Here is a 13727-nt window from a genome sequence, read left to right as displayed (position 1 = left end):
TCATTATCCTAGCCAGTATTCGCACGAACGAACTTTGACCTGGATCAAACGGGACTGCCCATGAACGCCCCAACCATTTCCCATATCAGCTGCGCTGATTGTCCCATCCGCCACCGTGCTGTTTGCGCGCGCTGCGAGTCCGACGAGCTGGAGGCGTTGGATGCCATCAAATACTATCGCAGCTACGAAGCGGGGCAGCCCATTATCTGGTCCGGCGATGTGATGAACTTTGTCGGGTCTGTGGTTTCGGGTATCGCGACGCTGACGCAGACGATGGAGGATGGCCGCACGCAGATGGTTGGCCTGTTGTTGCCAAGCGATTTTGTCGGTCGCCCGGGGCGCGATGGCGCGGCCTATAATGTGGTTGCGACCACCGATATGGTGATGTGCTGTTTCCGCAAAAAGCCCTTTGAAGAGCTGATGGCGCAAACGCCGCATATTGCCCACCGCCTGCTGGAGATGACCCTGGATGAACTGGATGCCGCCCGCGAGTGGATGTTGGTTCTGGGGCGAAAGACTGCGCGGGAAAAAATTGCCAGCCTGCTGACCATCATTGCCCGGCGCGATGCCTCGCTGACGCCGCGTGGGGCGGTCAATTCCATGACCTTTGATCTGCCACTCACCCGCGAAGCCATGGCGGATTATCTTGGCCTCACACTGGAGACCGTCAGCCGCCAGATGTCGGCGTTGAAACGGGACGGGGTGATTTCGCTGGAGGGTAAGCGCCGGGTATCCGTGCCTGATATGGGGCGGCTGTTCGAAGAAGCGGGCGACGACAGCGACGGCGGATTTATGAGCTAGGGCGCTGATAAGCCGTGGAACTATAGAAATTTTACCGCGGTTCATGTCAGTAGTTGAGAGGGTTTAGGCTGGGTGTGGCAGGGTTTTTCCTGCCTGTGTCAGCCATCTGAACACCTGATGACTGGCGGAGCCAGCGCTGCGCCCAGGCATGCTCCACAGCCTCAGCGCCCGTGCAAGGGTGGCCTTTTGTCCAAAGGGCGCCACCAGTTGCCCCCTGGCCAGATAGGGGGCCAAAAGCGTCTCATGGCCGATCAAGACCCCAGCTCCGTTGAGCGCCTCTTCCACTGCCAGGGCATAGAGCGAATAGACCGGACCGCGCGGCGCGATATGGTGTGGCTGGGCGGCCTGGGCCAGCCAATGCTCCCAGTCCTCTTCCCAACTGGTGTCATAGAGACAGGGGACCGCCAGCAGATCCAACGGGGATTCCAGCCGCTCTGCCAGGGCAGGGGCGCAGACGGGAAAGATGACATCCTCTGCCAGGACCGTGCCGTTGGTATCAGAAAAAAACAGGCAGAGATCATAGGAGGTCCGCTTGAGGTTTGGCGGCTGCTCCAGTGCGGTGATGGAGATTTCGGTGCCGGGCATTTCTGCGCGCAGGCGCGGCAGCCGCGGCGATAGCCAGAACTGTGCGATGGCTGGCAGGGTTGCGATATGGACCACCCGAGGCGCCGCAGCATCGCGCATCCGTTGCACGGCCTCCCCCAGTTGATCAAAGGCCTGGCCAAAGGCTGGCAGCGATTGGGCACCAAGCGGTGTTAGCACCACTCCTTTGGCGGTGCGTTGAAACAGCGGAGCGCCAAGCTCTGCCTCCAGCGATTTGATCTGGGCGGAGATGGCACCAGGTGTCACGCCCAGCTCAGTGGCCGCTGCTGAAAACCCGCCCAAGCGGGCGGCGGCCTCAAACGCGCGCAGGGCGGTCATGGCAAAGGATTTTGGACGGGGGGGCGAAACGGCCATGGTTAGACTCACTTTTTCTAACCCTATATTTTCAGAAAACTGATTTGCGCGCAAGCTTGGCGCGGGATCAACTGGACCAAAGTTGCGGTCGAAAATCGGCCCTAAGCCAAGCCCTATAGGAGTTCTACCATGCGCCATCTTGCCAGCCGCCCCTGGGTGCCTGTCTCTTGCGAAACCCGGGTGCAGACGATTGCTGCGGCGACTGCTGACATGGCTCCGGCAGCAGCAGCCGATCGGATTGAGGCGCTGATACAGCGCAACAGCGCGATCCACGACGAGGAGTGTTTCAACCTCAACCCGGCGACCAATGTGATGAACCCGGCCGCCGAGGCGGTGCTGGCACGCGGGCTGGGCAGTCGCCCGTCGCTGGGCTATCCGGGCGACAAATACGAAATGGGACTGGAGGCCATCGAGGAAATAGAGGTCATGGCCGCCGAGCTGGCGGCGCAGGTCTTTGGTGCCAAATATGCCGAGATCCGGGTGGCATCTGGCGCGCTGGCCAATCTCTATGGGTTCATGGCGCTGACCAAACCCGGCGATTGTATCATCGCACCGCCTGCTGCGATTGGGGGCCATGTGACCCATCATGCGGATGGCTGCGCCGGGCTCTATGGTTTGATTTCTCACCCGGCGCCGGTCAATGCCGATGGCTATACGGTGGATCTGGAGGCCCTGCGGGTCCTGGCGCTGCGGGAGCGTCCCAAACTGATCACCATCGGTGGCAGTCTCAACCTCTTTGCCCATCCGGTACGTGAGATTCGCGCCATTGCGGATGAGGTCGGGGCCAAGGTGCTGTTTGATGCGGCGCATCAATGCGGCATCATCGCCGGGCAGGCCTGGGCGAATCCGCTGAGCGAGGGGGCGCATGTGATGACCATGAGCACCTACAAGAGCCTCGGCGGTCCGGCGGGGGGATTGATTGTCAGCAATGACGCCGAGATCTCCGAACGCCTGGATGCCATTGCCTTTCCCGGTATGACGGCCAATTTTGACGCGGCAAAATCCGCCTCTTTGGCGCTGAGCCTGCTGGACTGGGTCGACCACGGTCCGGCCTATGCCCAGGCGATGATCACCCTGGCGCAGGCGCTGGCCGATGAACTGGAAGCGCTGGGAATGCCGGTGTTTAAGCCAAAGGGGGCCGCAGGCGGGCAGGCGACAAGCTCGCATCAATTTGCCATCGAGGCGGCGTGGTTTGGCGGTGGTCAGGCAGCCTCAAAAAAACTGCGCCGGGCCGGGTTTTTGGCCTGCGGCATTGGCCTGCCGATTGATCCGGTGGAGGGCGATATGAACGGGCTGCGCATTGGCACTCCTGAGCTGGTGCGCCGGGGCGTCACCCCTGCGGAGGCTGCTGAGTTGGCCAGATTGATCGCCGCCGGGCTGACCAGCAATGATCCCGACAGGGTGGCGCAAGAAACCGCACAGATGCGGGCGCGGTTCCAGGGCCTGCAGTACGTCCGCAACTGAGCCGATACCGGCGCAGCACTGTACAGCGTCTGCCATCGCGCCACATAGAAACCCCCGCCCGGCTGGTCGCAGCTGGGCGGGGGTATAGTTTCAGAACGCGCGTACCAGAGCCAAATTTCCAGCACCAAGCTGGATCAGCCCCAGCCGGATCAGTGGGCTAGGAAGATTGGCACGGTTGCATTTTCCAGCATGTTGCGGGTCGCTCCGCCCAGGATCGCCTCGCGGAAGCGGGAATGCCCATAGGCCCCCATCACGATCATGCCGGCATCTGTATCAGCGGCATGGCGGATCAGGATATCAGAGACCCGCGGCATGGTTTTGCTGAGCACATCAATCTCACATTTGACCCCTTGGCGGGCCAGCATCTGCGCCAGCATACCACCGGGGTCCGAGCGCTCTGGCCCGTGCTGCGGCGGGTCGATCACCACAATGCGCACCAGGTCGGCGCCAATGAGAAGCGGCATGGCCTTGCGAATGGAGGTCATTGCCTCGATGCTTTCGTTCCAGGCAACCAGGACGGTTTTGGGCTGGCCGACGGGCTTGGCATCATCAGGAACAACCAGAACCGGCGTGCGGCCCTCAAAAAGCGCGGCCTCGACCACTGGTTCTGCTTCGACACCTTTGCCTTTGCCATAGGGCTGGCCCAGAACCACCAGATCAGAAAACCGTGCCAGTCGCGCCACGTGACGTCCCATGTCGGCAATTTGCGCAATACCTGCATCGGTTGAAAACTGGACGCCGGCTTTTTTCAGATACTCATCTGCATAAGACTGCAGCGCAGTGGCGTCTTCCTTGGCGCGGGTCATGGTTTCTTGCAGAACCATGGCGTTTGCGCCGGCATAATAATACCCGGTCTGGGTGCGATCAACGCCCAGGCACAGAACATCGGTATGGCCGTCAAAGGATCCGGCCATTGAGGCTGCCTGTGACAAGGGAGTTTCGGCCGTGTCCTGCGAGGTCAGGACCGTGAGAATGGTCTTGTAAGTCATGTTTCACCTCATGTGGTAAAAAGAATTCAGAGCTCTAACAAGAACGCCTGTTAGTGTAGCCGTACTCTGCTTGGTCTGTCACAGTTGTTTGGTATGTGTCTTGATGCAGATCAATGCGCTCGGAGCGCATGTTTTGCATCTAGTTCGAGGAATAAATGGGTTTTTCGCGACGCTAAGAATCGCGGGGGACATGGTGAAGGGACGCAATATGTCTAATTATATCAAGCTGATAGCGCTTGGTTTGGTCACGCTTTTTGCGATGATCGGGACCAATTATGCGCGGGATCTGGCTTACCAGGTGCATGCGATAATCGTCATGCTCGTTGCTGGTGGTCTGTTTCTATACACGCTGCGCCGTACAGGCGAGGCAAAGCCGGCTGCTGGCAGCCTGCAAAATGAGTATTTTGACAGCGTTGTGCGCGCTGGCGTGGTTGCCACAGCCTTTTGGGGTGTTGTGGGGTTTCTCGTCGGGACGTTCATCGCTTTTCAGCTGGCCTTTCCGGCGCTGAACTTTGAGTGGGCCCAGGGTTTTGCCAACTTTGGCCGCCTGCGTCCGCTGCATACCTCGGCGGTGATTTTTGCCTTTGGCGGCAACGCTTTGATTGCGACCTCTTTCTATGTGGTACAGCGCACCAGCGCCGCCCGCCTCTGGGGCGGCAACCTCGCCTGGTTCGTGTTCTGGGGCTATCAGCTGTTTATCGTTCTGGCGGCAACCGGCTACCTGTTTGGCAGCACTCAGTCGAAAGAATACGCAGAGCCCGAATGGCATGTTGACCTGTGGTTGACCATTGTCTGGGTGGCCTATCTGGCGGTCTTCCTCGGCACCGTGATCAAACGCAAAGAGCCGCATATCTATGTCGCCAACTGGTTCTACCTGGCCTTTATCGTTACCGTTGCGATGCTGCACCTGGTCAACAACATGACCATTCCTGTGTCCATCTGGGGATCCAAATCGGTCATCGTCTGGTCCGGTGTGCAGGATGCCATGGTGCAGTGGTGGTATGGCCACAATGCCGTGGGCTTCTTCCTGACGGCGGGCTTCCTCGGCATGATGTACTACTTTGTGCCAAAGCAGGCCGAACGTCCGGTGTTCAGCTATAAACTGTCGATCATCCACTTCTGGGCGCTGATCTTCCTCTATATCTGGGCTGGCCCTCACCACCTGCATTACACCGCTTTGCCGGACTGGGCTTCGACCCTTGGCATGGTGTTCTCGATCGTGCTGTGGATGCCGTCCTGGGGTGGTATGATCAACGGTCTGATGACGCTGTCTGGCGCCTGGGACAAGCTGCGGACCGACCCGGTTATCCGGATGATGGTTATCTCGATCGGCTTTTACGGCATGTCGACCTTTGAAGGTCCGATGATGTCGATCCGCGCGGTGAACTCGCTGAGCCACTACACTGACTGGACCATTGGTCACGTGCACTCCGGTGCGCTGGGTTGGAACGGGATGATCACCTTTGGTGCGCTCTACTTCCTGGTTCCGGTTCTGTGGAAGCGCGAGCGTCTCTATAGCCTCAGCCTGGTGTCCTGGCACTTCTGGCTCGCCACTATCGGCATCATTCTTTATGCCGCGTCGATGTGGGTGACCGGGATCATGGAAGGCCTGATGTGGCGCGAAGTTGACGCCAATGGCTTCTTGGTGAACTCCTTTGCCGATACCGTGGCAGCGAAGTTCCCGATGTATGTGGTACGTGGTCTGGGTGGCGTTATGTTCCTCTCCGGTGCGCTTGTCATGTGCTACAACCTGTGGATGACCGTCCGTAAAGCTCCGGCCAAAGAGTCGAGCCTTACTGTCGCGGTTCCGGCTGAATAAGGAGGGAATGGCAAATGGCAATTCTCGACAAACATAAAATCCTCGAGACCAATGCGACCCTGTTGCTGATCTGCAGTTTCCTGGTTGTGTCTATTGGTGGCTTGGTTCAGATCGCTCCTCTGTTCTGGCTGGAAAACACCATCGAGAAGGTGGAGGGCATGCGCCCTTACACCCCTCTCGAACTGGCGGGCCGTGAAGTCTACATTCGTGAAGGCTGCTACGTCTGTCACAGCCAGATGATCCGCCCGATGCGCGATGAGGTCGAACGCTATGGCCACTACTCGCTGGCGGCAGAATCGATGTACGACCATCCGTTCCAGTGGGGGTCCAAGCGTACCGGGCCTGACCTGGCCCGTGTGGGTGGCCGCTATTCGAACGAATGGCACGTCGACCACCTGCGTGACCCGCAGTCTGTGGTGCCGGAATCGGTTATGCCGAAATATGGCTTCCTTGAGCGCAAGATGATCGATGGCAAGTATATCGGTGACGTCATGGCGGTGAACGCTATGCTTGGCACGCCCTACTCAGAGGAGATGCTGGCAAGTGCCCAGGCTGACTTTAAGGCCCAGGCAGACCCTGACAGCGACTATGACGGGCTGCTGGAACGCTATGGTGAAAGCGTCAGCGTCAGTAACTTTGACGGTCAACCCGGTGTTTCCGAGGCCGACGCGCTGATCTCTTATCTGCAAATGATGGGTACGCTGGTTGATTTCTCGACCTTCACACCCGACGCAAACCGCTAAGGAGAGGAACAGATGGAAATCTATACGCTCCTGCGCGAATTTGCAGACAGCTGGATGTTGTTGTTTCTGTTTGTGTTTTTCATGGCTATTGTTGCTTGGGCCTTTCGGCCCGGCAGCTCTAAGGTCTATGAAGACACAGCCAGCATTCCCTTTCGCCACGTAGACGCCCCCGCCCCGGTTGAGGGCGAGGCGACACCCGCCGCAGACAAGGAGGCGAGGACATGAGCAAACCCGTCAAAAAGTACGACGACGACCCAAACACCACTGGCCACTCTTGGGATGGGATCGAAGAATTCGATAACCCGATGCCCCGTTGGTGGCTCTGGACTCTCTATGCCACCATCGTCTGGGCGATTGGCTATACCATCATGTATCCGGCCTGGCCCATGGTGAACTCTGCCACTGCAGGGATCCTCGGGTGGTCAACACGGGGTGATGTGGCAAATGAGATCGCAGCGGTTGAAGAAGCCAACGCGCCAATGAATGCCAAACTGGAAGCCGCAGAGCTGACAGCAATTGCGGGCGATGCCGAGCTTGGATCTTACGCTGTGTCTTCGGGCTCTGCTGTATTCAAGACCTGGTGTGCCCAGTGCCATGGCTCTGGTGCCGCTGGCGCGAAAGGCTATCCCAACCTGCTGGACGATGACTGGCTCTGGGGCGGTTCCGTCGAGGATATCCATATGACGATCTCCCACGGTATCCGTAACGAGGACAGCGACGATGCGCGCTACTCCGAGATGCCTGCCTTTGGTCGTGACGAGCTGCTGGAAAAAGAAGAGATCGACCAGGTTGTTAACTTTGTCATGTCTTTGTCCGGTGACGCAGAGGATGCCACCAAAGTGGAGGCCGGTGCTGTGGTCTATGAAGACAACTGTGCCGCCTGCCACATGGACGACGGCACTGGTGATCGCAGCCAGGGGGCGCCAAACCTTGCGGATGCAATCTGGCTGTATGGTGGGGACTACGCCGCCATCAGCGAGACTGTTAACAATGCCCGTTACGGTGTGATGCCGGCCTGGAACACCCGCCTCACCGAGGCGCAGATCCGTGCGGTTGCGTCTTATGTGCACCAATTGGGCGGCGGCGAATAAGCCACCCTCTGTTTCGCACCTCAAAACAAAGGGCTGCCCCATCGGGGTGGCCCTTTTTTCGTTCAGGTCATTGGCATTAGTATTGGCACGGGCACAGGCACGGGAACCGGAACCAATCGGATGTCAGATCAGCCCCTATGTCAGCCCAATTTTCTTGACCTGCTGCGGTCATTTCTTTGCCAGTTTGATTAGGGTCAAGGTGTGCCGGGCCAAAGGCTGCTTCAATACCCAAAGACAGAGATAGGCTGGCAGATCCTTTTGCGTTCTTTGGGGGAAGAGGATCTGGGCCAGCACAGAATTCCCGCTGCCTGACGTGCTAGGTCGTGGGGATTGGGCGTCGGATTTTCGATCTGTTCGCGCGTTTCCTGGAAAACCGACGCCCATAAGTCTCTGGCGATTTGTCCCCCAAAATTTACATCTAGCCGCTGCGCTTTGGCGTTTTGGTTACAGGTTTTGCAGATCGACGCAGCGCAGGGGCTGTCGCGCCTGGCGGGCTTTCGTAGCCCGCAGTTTGAACAGGCGCAGCATCTTGGCAAACCAACCTGGGGTGGCGTTTGTATCGGGTTCAGCGGCGGTGACTGTGGCTGGTGGGATGTCACGAACCAGCACACAGGGCTGGCGGGCTGCGGTCATCATGGAGCGGGCGTAGATATTGATCAGCATGTTGAAATCTCCTGTGCTGGTGTTTCTGCCTTTGACTGTCGCTGCAAAGGGCGCAAGATGCGACTCAGGAAAAATTCAATTATGTAAGTCAGGATTACATATGGACTGGCTCTCCCTGCCCCCTCTTGCCGCCTTGCGGGCCTTTTCTGCCTATGCGGAACATGGAAATCTTGCCAAAGCAGGGGGGGCGTTGAATGTCAGCCATGCTGCCATCAGCCAGCAACTGCGCAGCCTGGAGGACTACCTGGGCACGCCGTTGCTGGACCGCAGTGGCCGGGCGCTGGAGCTGACCGAGGACGGCAAGCATCTGGCGCAGGCGGTGCTGTTGGGGTTTGGGGCGATCCAGTCGGCGGTGCAGGATCTGAACGCCCAGGGTGCGGCGCGTCCCTTACATATCAGCTGCACACCGATGTTTGCCGCCAACTGGCTGATGCCGCGTCTGGCAGAGTTTCGCATGCAGCACCCGGAAATTGACCTGGTGATTGATCCGCGCGGCGAAGTTGTCGCGCTGCAGCCCGGCGGCGTCGATATTGCCTTGCGCTACGGAGATGGCAATTGGGCCGGGCTGGAGGTTGAGATCCTGTTGTGTTCGCCTATGGTGGTGGTGGCAAATCCCAGTCTTTTGCAGGATCGTTCCATACAGGCGCCGGAGGATCTTTTGGATCTGCCCTGGCTCGAAGAACTGGGCACCACAGAGGCGGCGCATTGGCTGCGCTCACGTGGGGTGGCAGAGGTTATTCGCGGCGCCAGTCTGAAATTGCCCGGCAACCTTTTGATGCAGGCGGTCCGCGAGGGGCAGGGGGTCGCGGTGAGCGTGCGGGACTTTGTCAGCGAAGATCTGGAGGCCGGGCGTCTGGTCGAGCTGTTCACCGGCAGCGAGGGGCGTGGCTATCACATCGTCACCCGCCCCGGCGTGCAGCGTGTGCAGGCGCGGCGGTTTGTCTCCTGGCTGCGACGACACCGAAAAGCCAAAGATCTAGAACGTGATAGATAAAGATGCTTGTGCAATGCTCTTTTTGATCCACGTCAAAGAGCGAGACGTAGAGATTTGAAAGAACCAAGCTAGAGAGACACAAATTCAGTGGAGTGAGTCCGTGAGTGATTCCGATCCCGCCCCCAGCCTTTACGCCGCCAGGGAACCCGTTTTTCCACGGCGCGTATCGGGCGTATTCCGCAACCTGAAATGGTACATTTTGGCGATCACCTTGGGGATTTACTACATAACTCCCTGGATTCGCTGGGATCGCGGCCCATCGCTGCCGGATCAGGCGGTTCTGCTGGATCTGGCCAATCGACGGTTCTACTTCTTCTGGATCGAAATCTGGCCCCATGAGTTCTACTTTGTTGCCGGCCTCTTGATCATGGCGGGCCTGGGCCTGTTCCTGTTCACCTCTGCTTTGGGGCGGGTCTGGTGCGGCTATGCCTGCCCGCAGACGGTCTGGACCGATCTGTTTATTCTGGTGGAGCGATGGATCGAGGGCGATCGCAACGCCCGTCTGCGCCTGCACCGGCAAAAGAAGATGGACTTCCGCAAAGCCCGCTTGCGGCTGACCAAATGGACCGTGTGGATGTTGATTGGTCTGGCCACCGGTGGTGCCTGGGTGTTCTATTTTGCCGATGCGCCAACGCTGTTGGTGGATCTGGTCACCGGTCAGGCTCACCCCATTGCCTATACCACGATGCTGGTGCTGACTGCGACGACCTTCTTCTTTGGCGGTATTGCCCGCGAACAGATCTGTATCTACGCCTGTCCCTGGCCCCGTATTCAGGCCGCGATGATGGACGAGGACACCCTGGTGGTGGGCTACCGCGACTGGCGTGGTGAGCCGCGCGGCAAACTGAACAAGAACAAGGGCAAGGCCGAGATCGCCGCAGAGCCTCAGGGCGACTGCATCGACTGCATGGCCTGCGTCAATGTCTGCCCTGTGGGGATTGATATCCGCGATGGCCAGCAGCTGGAATGCATCACCTGCGCGCTCTGTATTGATGCCTGCGATGATGTGATGGACAAGATCGGCAAGCCACGTGGTCTGATCGACTATATGGCACTGTCGGATGAGGCCCATGAACGGGCTGGCCAGCCGCCAAAAAACATCTGGAAACACATCCTGCGTCCGCGCACCATCATGTATACTTCGATGTGGGGATTTGTGGGCCTGGCGCTGGTTTTTGCCCTGTTCATCCGTTCTGATATCGATCTGACCGTGGCGCCGGTGCGTAACCCCACCTTTGTCACCCTGTCGGATGGCTCTGTGCGCAACACCTATGATGTGCGTCTGCGCAACAAACATGGGGAGCCGCGCCCGTTCAAACTGTCGCTCAAAGGCGATCCGGCGATGCGGGTGCAGCTTGAGGGCACGCCCTATGCCTCGGTTGAGGTTCCGGCCGATACCGCCTATCTTCAAAGGGTCTATATCGTGACACCCAAAGACGCTGCGGCTTCGGAGGCGGAATCGACGCCGGTTCGTATCTGGGTCGAAGATCTCACCAATGGTGAGCGGGCCTATAAAGACACCACCTTTAACGGAAAAGGAAACTGATCATGGCAAAGGGCACGCGGGAATTTACCGGCCGTCATATGCTGATGGTCCTGTGCGGCGCATTTGGGGTGATCATCAGCGTCAACCTGGCGCTGGCCTATAATGCGGTCAAAACCTTCCCCGGCCTGGAGGTAAAGAACTCCTATGTGGCCAGCCAGGAGTTCGACCTGCGCCGTGATGCGCAGCAGTCGCTTGGCTGGTCGGTCTATGCCTCAGCCCAGGAGAACCAGGTCACGCTGGAGATTTCTGACGCCGAGGGAAACCCTGTTGAGGTGGCAAAGCTGAGCGCGATACTGGGCCGGGCGACCCATGTGAAGGATGATCAGAAGCCAGAGTTCAAATTCAACGGGACCGCCTATGTGGCCCCGGCTGATCTGGGGCCGGGCAACTGGAATATCCGCATGGTGGCACGGGCCAAAAATGGCGTTGAGTTCACCCAGCGGGTGATCCTGCACGTAAGAGGCTAGACCAGATATGACTGCCCAGATGCGCCCTGCCATGGCCGTATGCCCCGGCTGCGTTGCCGCCCCAAGCGAGGCGGTGGACACCGCCCCAACAGAGGCGCGTCTGGCGCTGTCGCTGCCGACAATCCACTGTCAGGCCTGTATTTCCAAGGTCGAGCGCGGGCTGAACGCCCATCCCGGCATTCATTCGGCGCGGGTCAATCTGACCCTGAAACGCGCCCTGATCGAAGCCGACCCTGAGGTGCGCGCAGATGATCTGATCCCGGTGCTCGAAGGTCTGGGATTTGAGGCGCATGAGCTGGATCTGGCGACGCTTGCCGCCACCCAAAGCGACCGGGCCGGGCGGGATCTGCTGATGCGGCTGGCGGTTGCCGGCTTTGCCTCGATGAATGTAATGCTCTTGTCGATCTCGGTCTGGTCCGGGGCATCGGATGCAACCCGCGATATGTTCCACTGGATTTCGGCGGCAATTGCCTTTCCGGCGGTGATCTTTGCTGGCAAGCCCTTCTTTATTAATGCCTGGAGCGCCCTGCGTGTGGGGCGGCTCAACATGGATGTGCCGATTGTTCTGGCACTGGCGCTGGCGCTGATCACCTCCCTGTGGGAGACCAGCCTGTCGGGGGAACATGCCTATTTTGACGCGGCTCTGACGCTGACCTTCTTTTTGCTGGCCGGGCGCTATCTGGACTATCGCACCCGTGCCGTGGCGCGATCTGCCGCCGAGGAGCTCGCCGCGCTTGAAGTGCCCCGCGCCATCCGCATGGAGGAAGGCGACAGGGAGGTCGAGGTTGCGGTCTCGGAGCTTGCCATTGGCGATCTTATCCTGGTGCGCCCCGGGGGGCGGATGCCCGTTGATGGCGTCATCGCCACCGGCCAGTCTGAACTGGACCGCTCGCTGCTTACGGGTGAAACCCTGCCGGTCTTTGCCGAGCCGGGCACCCAGGTCTCTGCGGGGGAGGTCAATCTGACCGGCCCGCTGGTGGTCCGCGCCGAAGCGGTGGGCGAAGATACCTCGCTGCACCGGATGGCGGATCTGGTTGCCATCGCTGAATCTGGTCGCTCGCGCTATACCTCGCTGGCCGATAGTGCCGCCAAGCTCTATGCCCCTGGCGTGCATATCCTCTCGGCCTTGGCCTTTATTGGCTGGTATCTCTACACCTATGATCTGCGCATGGCGCTGAATATTGCCGCTGCGGTGCTGATCATCACCTGCCCCTGTGCGCTGGGTCTTGCGGTGCCCGCAGTGACCACCGCTGCCTCGGGGCGGTTGTTCAAGAAGGGCATGTTGATCAAACACTCCACCGCGCTGGAGCGTCTGGCCGGGGTGGATAGCGTGGTGTTTGACAAGACCGGCACCCTGACGGCGGGCACGCCGCAGCTGGAAAACCTCGACGCCTTTAGCCGCGCCGAGCTGGCAATTGCTCTGGCCCTGGCCGAGGGGTCTTCGCATCCCCTGTCACGGTCCCTGACCGCTGCGGCCCGTGCTGCGGGCATTGCTCCTGCTGAGGTCACAGAGCTGCAGGAACGCCCCGGATTTGGCACCGAAGGCCAGTATCAGGGGCGCACAGTGCGCCTGGGGCGCGCCGCCTGGCTGGGCGCCGATCAGGGCAGCCAAACAGCGGCCTGGCTGGACACCGGCGACGGCACGGCCCCGCGTGGTTTTCTGTTCCACGACGCCCTGCGCCCCGGTGCAGCCGAGGCCGTGGCGCAGCTGCATGCTGCGGGCAAAGAGGTGCTGCTGATCTCTGGCGATACCACCGCTGCGGTGGAGGATCTGGCCCATCGTCTGGGCATCCAGAAATGGCTGGCCGAGGCACTGCCGCAGGACAAAGCCGCACGGGTCCAGGCCCTGTCTGATCAGGGCCGCAAGGTGCTGATGGTGGGCGACGGGCTGAATGACACCGCAGCGCTGACGGCGGCGCATGTCTCAATCTCGCCGGCCTCTGCCTTGGATGCCGCCCGCGTGGCCTCTGACATTGTGCTGCTGGGGCAGGATCTGGAACCCATCGCCGAGGCCTGTGTGGTGGCCAGCAAGGCGACCAAACGCATCCGCGAAAATTTCCGCATTGCCACACTCTACAATGTGATCGCGGTGCCCCTGGCCATTGCGGGTTTTGCCACCCCCTTGATCGCGGCGCTGGCGATGTCTAGTTCTTCCATAACCGTATCCCTAAATGCGCTGCGCCTGAAGTAACC

At 59.7% G+C, this 13727-nt stretch carries 13 protein-coding genes; 10 read left to right on the top strand and 3 right to left on the bottom strand.

Annotated elements, in window-relative coordinates; genetic code table 11:
- Positions 1-60 precede the first annotated feature (60 nt).
- Positions 61-801, top strand: a complete 741-nt coding sequence (fnrL, locus tag JZI28_RS16480) for a transcriptional regulator FnrL (RefSeq protein WP_295452750.1) — start codon at positions 61-63, stop codon at positions 799-801.
- A gap of 63 nt (positions 802-864) precedes the next feature.
- On the opposite strand, the gene JZI28_RS16475 is transcribed toward fnrL, so the two are convergent.
- Positions 865-1758, bottom strand: coding sequence for a LysR family transcriptional regulator (locus JZI28_RS16475; RefSeq protein ID WP_375698309.1), 894 nt, complete (start codon positions 1756-1758; stop codon positions 865-867).
- A gap of 129 nt (positions 1759-1887) precedes the next feature.
- Here JZI28_RS16475 and glyA point away from each other — a divergent pair, with 129 nt between their 5' ends.
- Positions 1888-3222 carry a serine hydroxymethyltransferase gene (glyA, locus tag JZI28_RS16470; protein ID WP_375698308.1) on the top strand — a complete coding sequence of 445 codons (1335 nt, stop codon included), beginning with the start codon at positions 1888-1890 and terminating at the stop codon, positions 3220-3222.
- A 149-nt stretch (positions 3223-3371) separates the two neighbouring features.
- On the opposite strand, the gene JZI28_RS16465 is transcribed toward glyA, so the two are convergent.
- Positions 3372-4211 (bottom strand): universal stress protein, encoded by an 840-nt coding sequence (locus tag JZI28_RS16465; RefSeq protein ID WP_375698307.1) that lies wholly within the window; start codon positions 4209-4211, stop codon positions 3372-3374.
- A gap of 208 nt (positions 4212-4419) precedes the next feature.
- On the opposite strand from JZI28_RS16465, the gene ccoN reads away from it, so the two are divergent.
- Genes ccoN through ccoP form a run of 4 tightly spaced genes read left to right on the top strand, consistent with a single transcriptional unit; the run spans position 4420 to position 7864 of the window.
- Positions 4420-6030 carry a cytochrome-c oxidase, cbb3-type subunit I gene (gene ccoN, locus JZI28_RS16460; protein ID WP_295452707.1) on the top strand — a complete coding sequence of 537 codons (1611 nt, stop codon included), beginning with the start codon at positions 4420-4422 and terminating at the stop codon, positions 6028-6030.
- 14 nt (positions 6031-6044) lie between these two features.
- Positions 6045-6773 carry a cytochrome-c oxidase, cbb3-type subunit II gene (gene ccoO / locus JZI28_RS16455; protein WP_375698306.1) on the top strand — a complete coding sequence of 243 codons (729 nt, stop codon included), beginning with the start codon at positions 6045-6047 and terminating at the stop codon, positions 6771-6773.
- Positions 6774-6785: 12 nt separating this feature from the next.
- Positions 6786-6998, top strand: a complete 213-nt coding sequence (locus JZI28_RS16450) for a cbb3-type cytochrome c oxidase subunit 3 (RefSeq protein ID WP_295452701.1) — start codon at positions 6786-6788, stop codon at positions 6996-6998.
- Positions 6995-7864: a cytochrome-c oxidase, cbb3-type subunit III gene (ccoP, locus tag JZI28_RS16445; RefSeq protein WP_375698305.1), complete on the top strand. Its 870-nt coding sequence runs from the start codon at positions 6995-6997 to the stop codon at positions 7862-7864. The genes JZI28_RS16450 and ccoP overlap by 4 nt, the downstream gene beginning before the upstream one ends.
- Positions 7865-8308: 444 nt before the next feature.
- On the opposite strand, the gene JZI28_RS16440 is transcribed toward ccoP, so the two are convergent.
- On the bottom strand, positions 8309-8527 hold the full coding sequence (locus JZI28_RS16440; RefSeq protein ID WP_353397890.1) for a hypothetical protein: 219 nt from the start codon (positions 8525-8527) through the stop codon (positions 8309-8311).
- 100 nt (positions 8528-8627) lie between these two features.
- Here JZI28_RS16440 and JZI28_RS16435 point away from each other — a divergent pair, with 100 nt between their 5' ends.
- The 4 genes from JZI28_RS16435 to JZI28_RS16420 all read left to right on the top strand — a co-directional run bounded on the left by JZI28_RS16435 (position 8628) and on the right by JZI28_RS16420 (position 13725).
- Positions 8628-9521, top strand: coding sequence for a LysR family transcriptional regulator (locus JZI28_RS16435; RefSeq protein ID WP_375698304.1), 894 nt, complete (start codon positions 8628-8630; stop codon positions 9519-9521).
- A 100-nt stretch (positions 9522-9621) separates the two neighbouring features.
- Positions 9622-11067, top strand: coding sequence for a cytochrome c oxidase accessory protein CcoG (gene ccoG, locus JZI28_RS16430; RefSeq protein ID WP_375698303.1), 1446 nt, complete (start codon positions 9622-9624; stop codon positions 11065-11067).
- Between the two features lie 2 nt (positions 11068-11069).
- The gene (locus JZI28_RS16425) at positions 11070-11534 is read left to right on the top strand and encodes a FixH family protein (RefSeq protein ID WP_297340899.1); all 465 of its coding nucleotides are present in this window, start codon (positions 11070-11072) and stop codon (positions 11532-11534) included.
- Between the two features lie 7 nt (positions 11535-11541).
- A complete protein-coding gene (locus JZI28_RS16420) occupies positions 11542-13725 on the top strand; it encodes a heavy metal translocating P-type ATPase (RefSeq protein WP_375698302.1) in 2184 nt (727 codons plus the stop codon).
- Positions 13726-13727 lie beyond the last annotated feature (2 nt).

Origin of the sequence: Pseudophaeobacter sp. TrK17, from assembly GCF_042192375.1 — a bacterium.
GTDB lineage: Bacteria > Pseudomonadota > Alphaproteobacteria > Rhodobacterales > Rhodobacteraceae > Pseudophaeobacter.
The sequence above is the reverse complement of the archived record's forward strand: the minus strand, read 5'-3'. Positions and strand labels throughout refer to the sequence as shown.

Coding starts and splice junctions, on each gene's coding strand:
- JZI28_RS16425 (WP_297340899.1), top strand. CDS start 11,070: ATGGCAAAGGGCACGCGGGAATTTACCGGCCGTCATATGCTGATGGTC.
- JZI28_RS16435 (WP_375698304.1), top strand. CDS start 8,628: ATGGACTGGCTCTCCCTGCCCCCTCTTGCCGCCTTGCGGGCCTTTTCT.
- ccoN (WP_295452707.1), top strand. CDS start 4,420: ATGTCTAATTATATCAAGCTGATAGCGCTTGGTTTGGTCACGCTTTTT.
- fnrL (WP_295452750.1), top strand. CDS start 61: ATGAACGCCCCAACCATTTCCCATATCAGCTGCGCTGATTGTCCCATC.
- JZI28_RS16465 (WP_375698307.1), bottom strand. CDS start 4,211: ATGACTTACAAGACCATTCTCACGGTCCTGACCTCGCAGGACACGGCC.
- ccoP (WP_375698305.1), top strand. CDS start 6,995: ATGAGCAAACCCGTCAAAAAGTACGACGACGACCCAAACACCACTGGC.
- JZI28_RS16450 (WP_295452701.1), top strand. CDS start 6,786: ATGGAAATCTATACGCTCCTGCGCGAATTTGCAGACAGCTGGATGTTG.
- glyA (WP_375698308.1), top strand. CDS start 1,888: ATGCGCCATCTTGCCAGCCGCCCCTGGGTGCCTGTCTCTTGCGAAACC.
- JZI28_RS16440 (WP_353397890.1), bottom strand. CDS start 8,527: ATGCTGATCAATATCTACGCCCGCTCCATGATGACCGCAGCCCGCCAG.
- JZI28_RS16420 (WP_375698302.1), top strand. CDS start 11,542: ATGACTGCCCAGATGCGCCCTGCCATGGCCGTATGCCCCGGCTGCGTT.
- JZI28_RS16475 (WP_375698309.1), bottom strand. CDS start 1,758: ATGGCCGTTTCGCCCCCCCGTCCAAAATCCTTTGCCATGACCGCCCTG.
- ccoO (WP_375698306.1), top strand. CDS start 6,045: ATGGCAATTCTCGACAAACATAAAATCCTCGAGACCAATGCGACCCTG.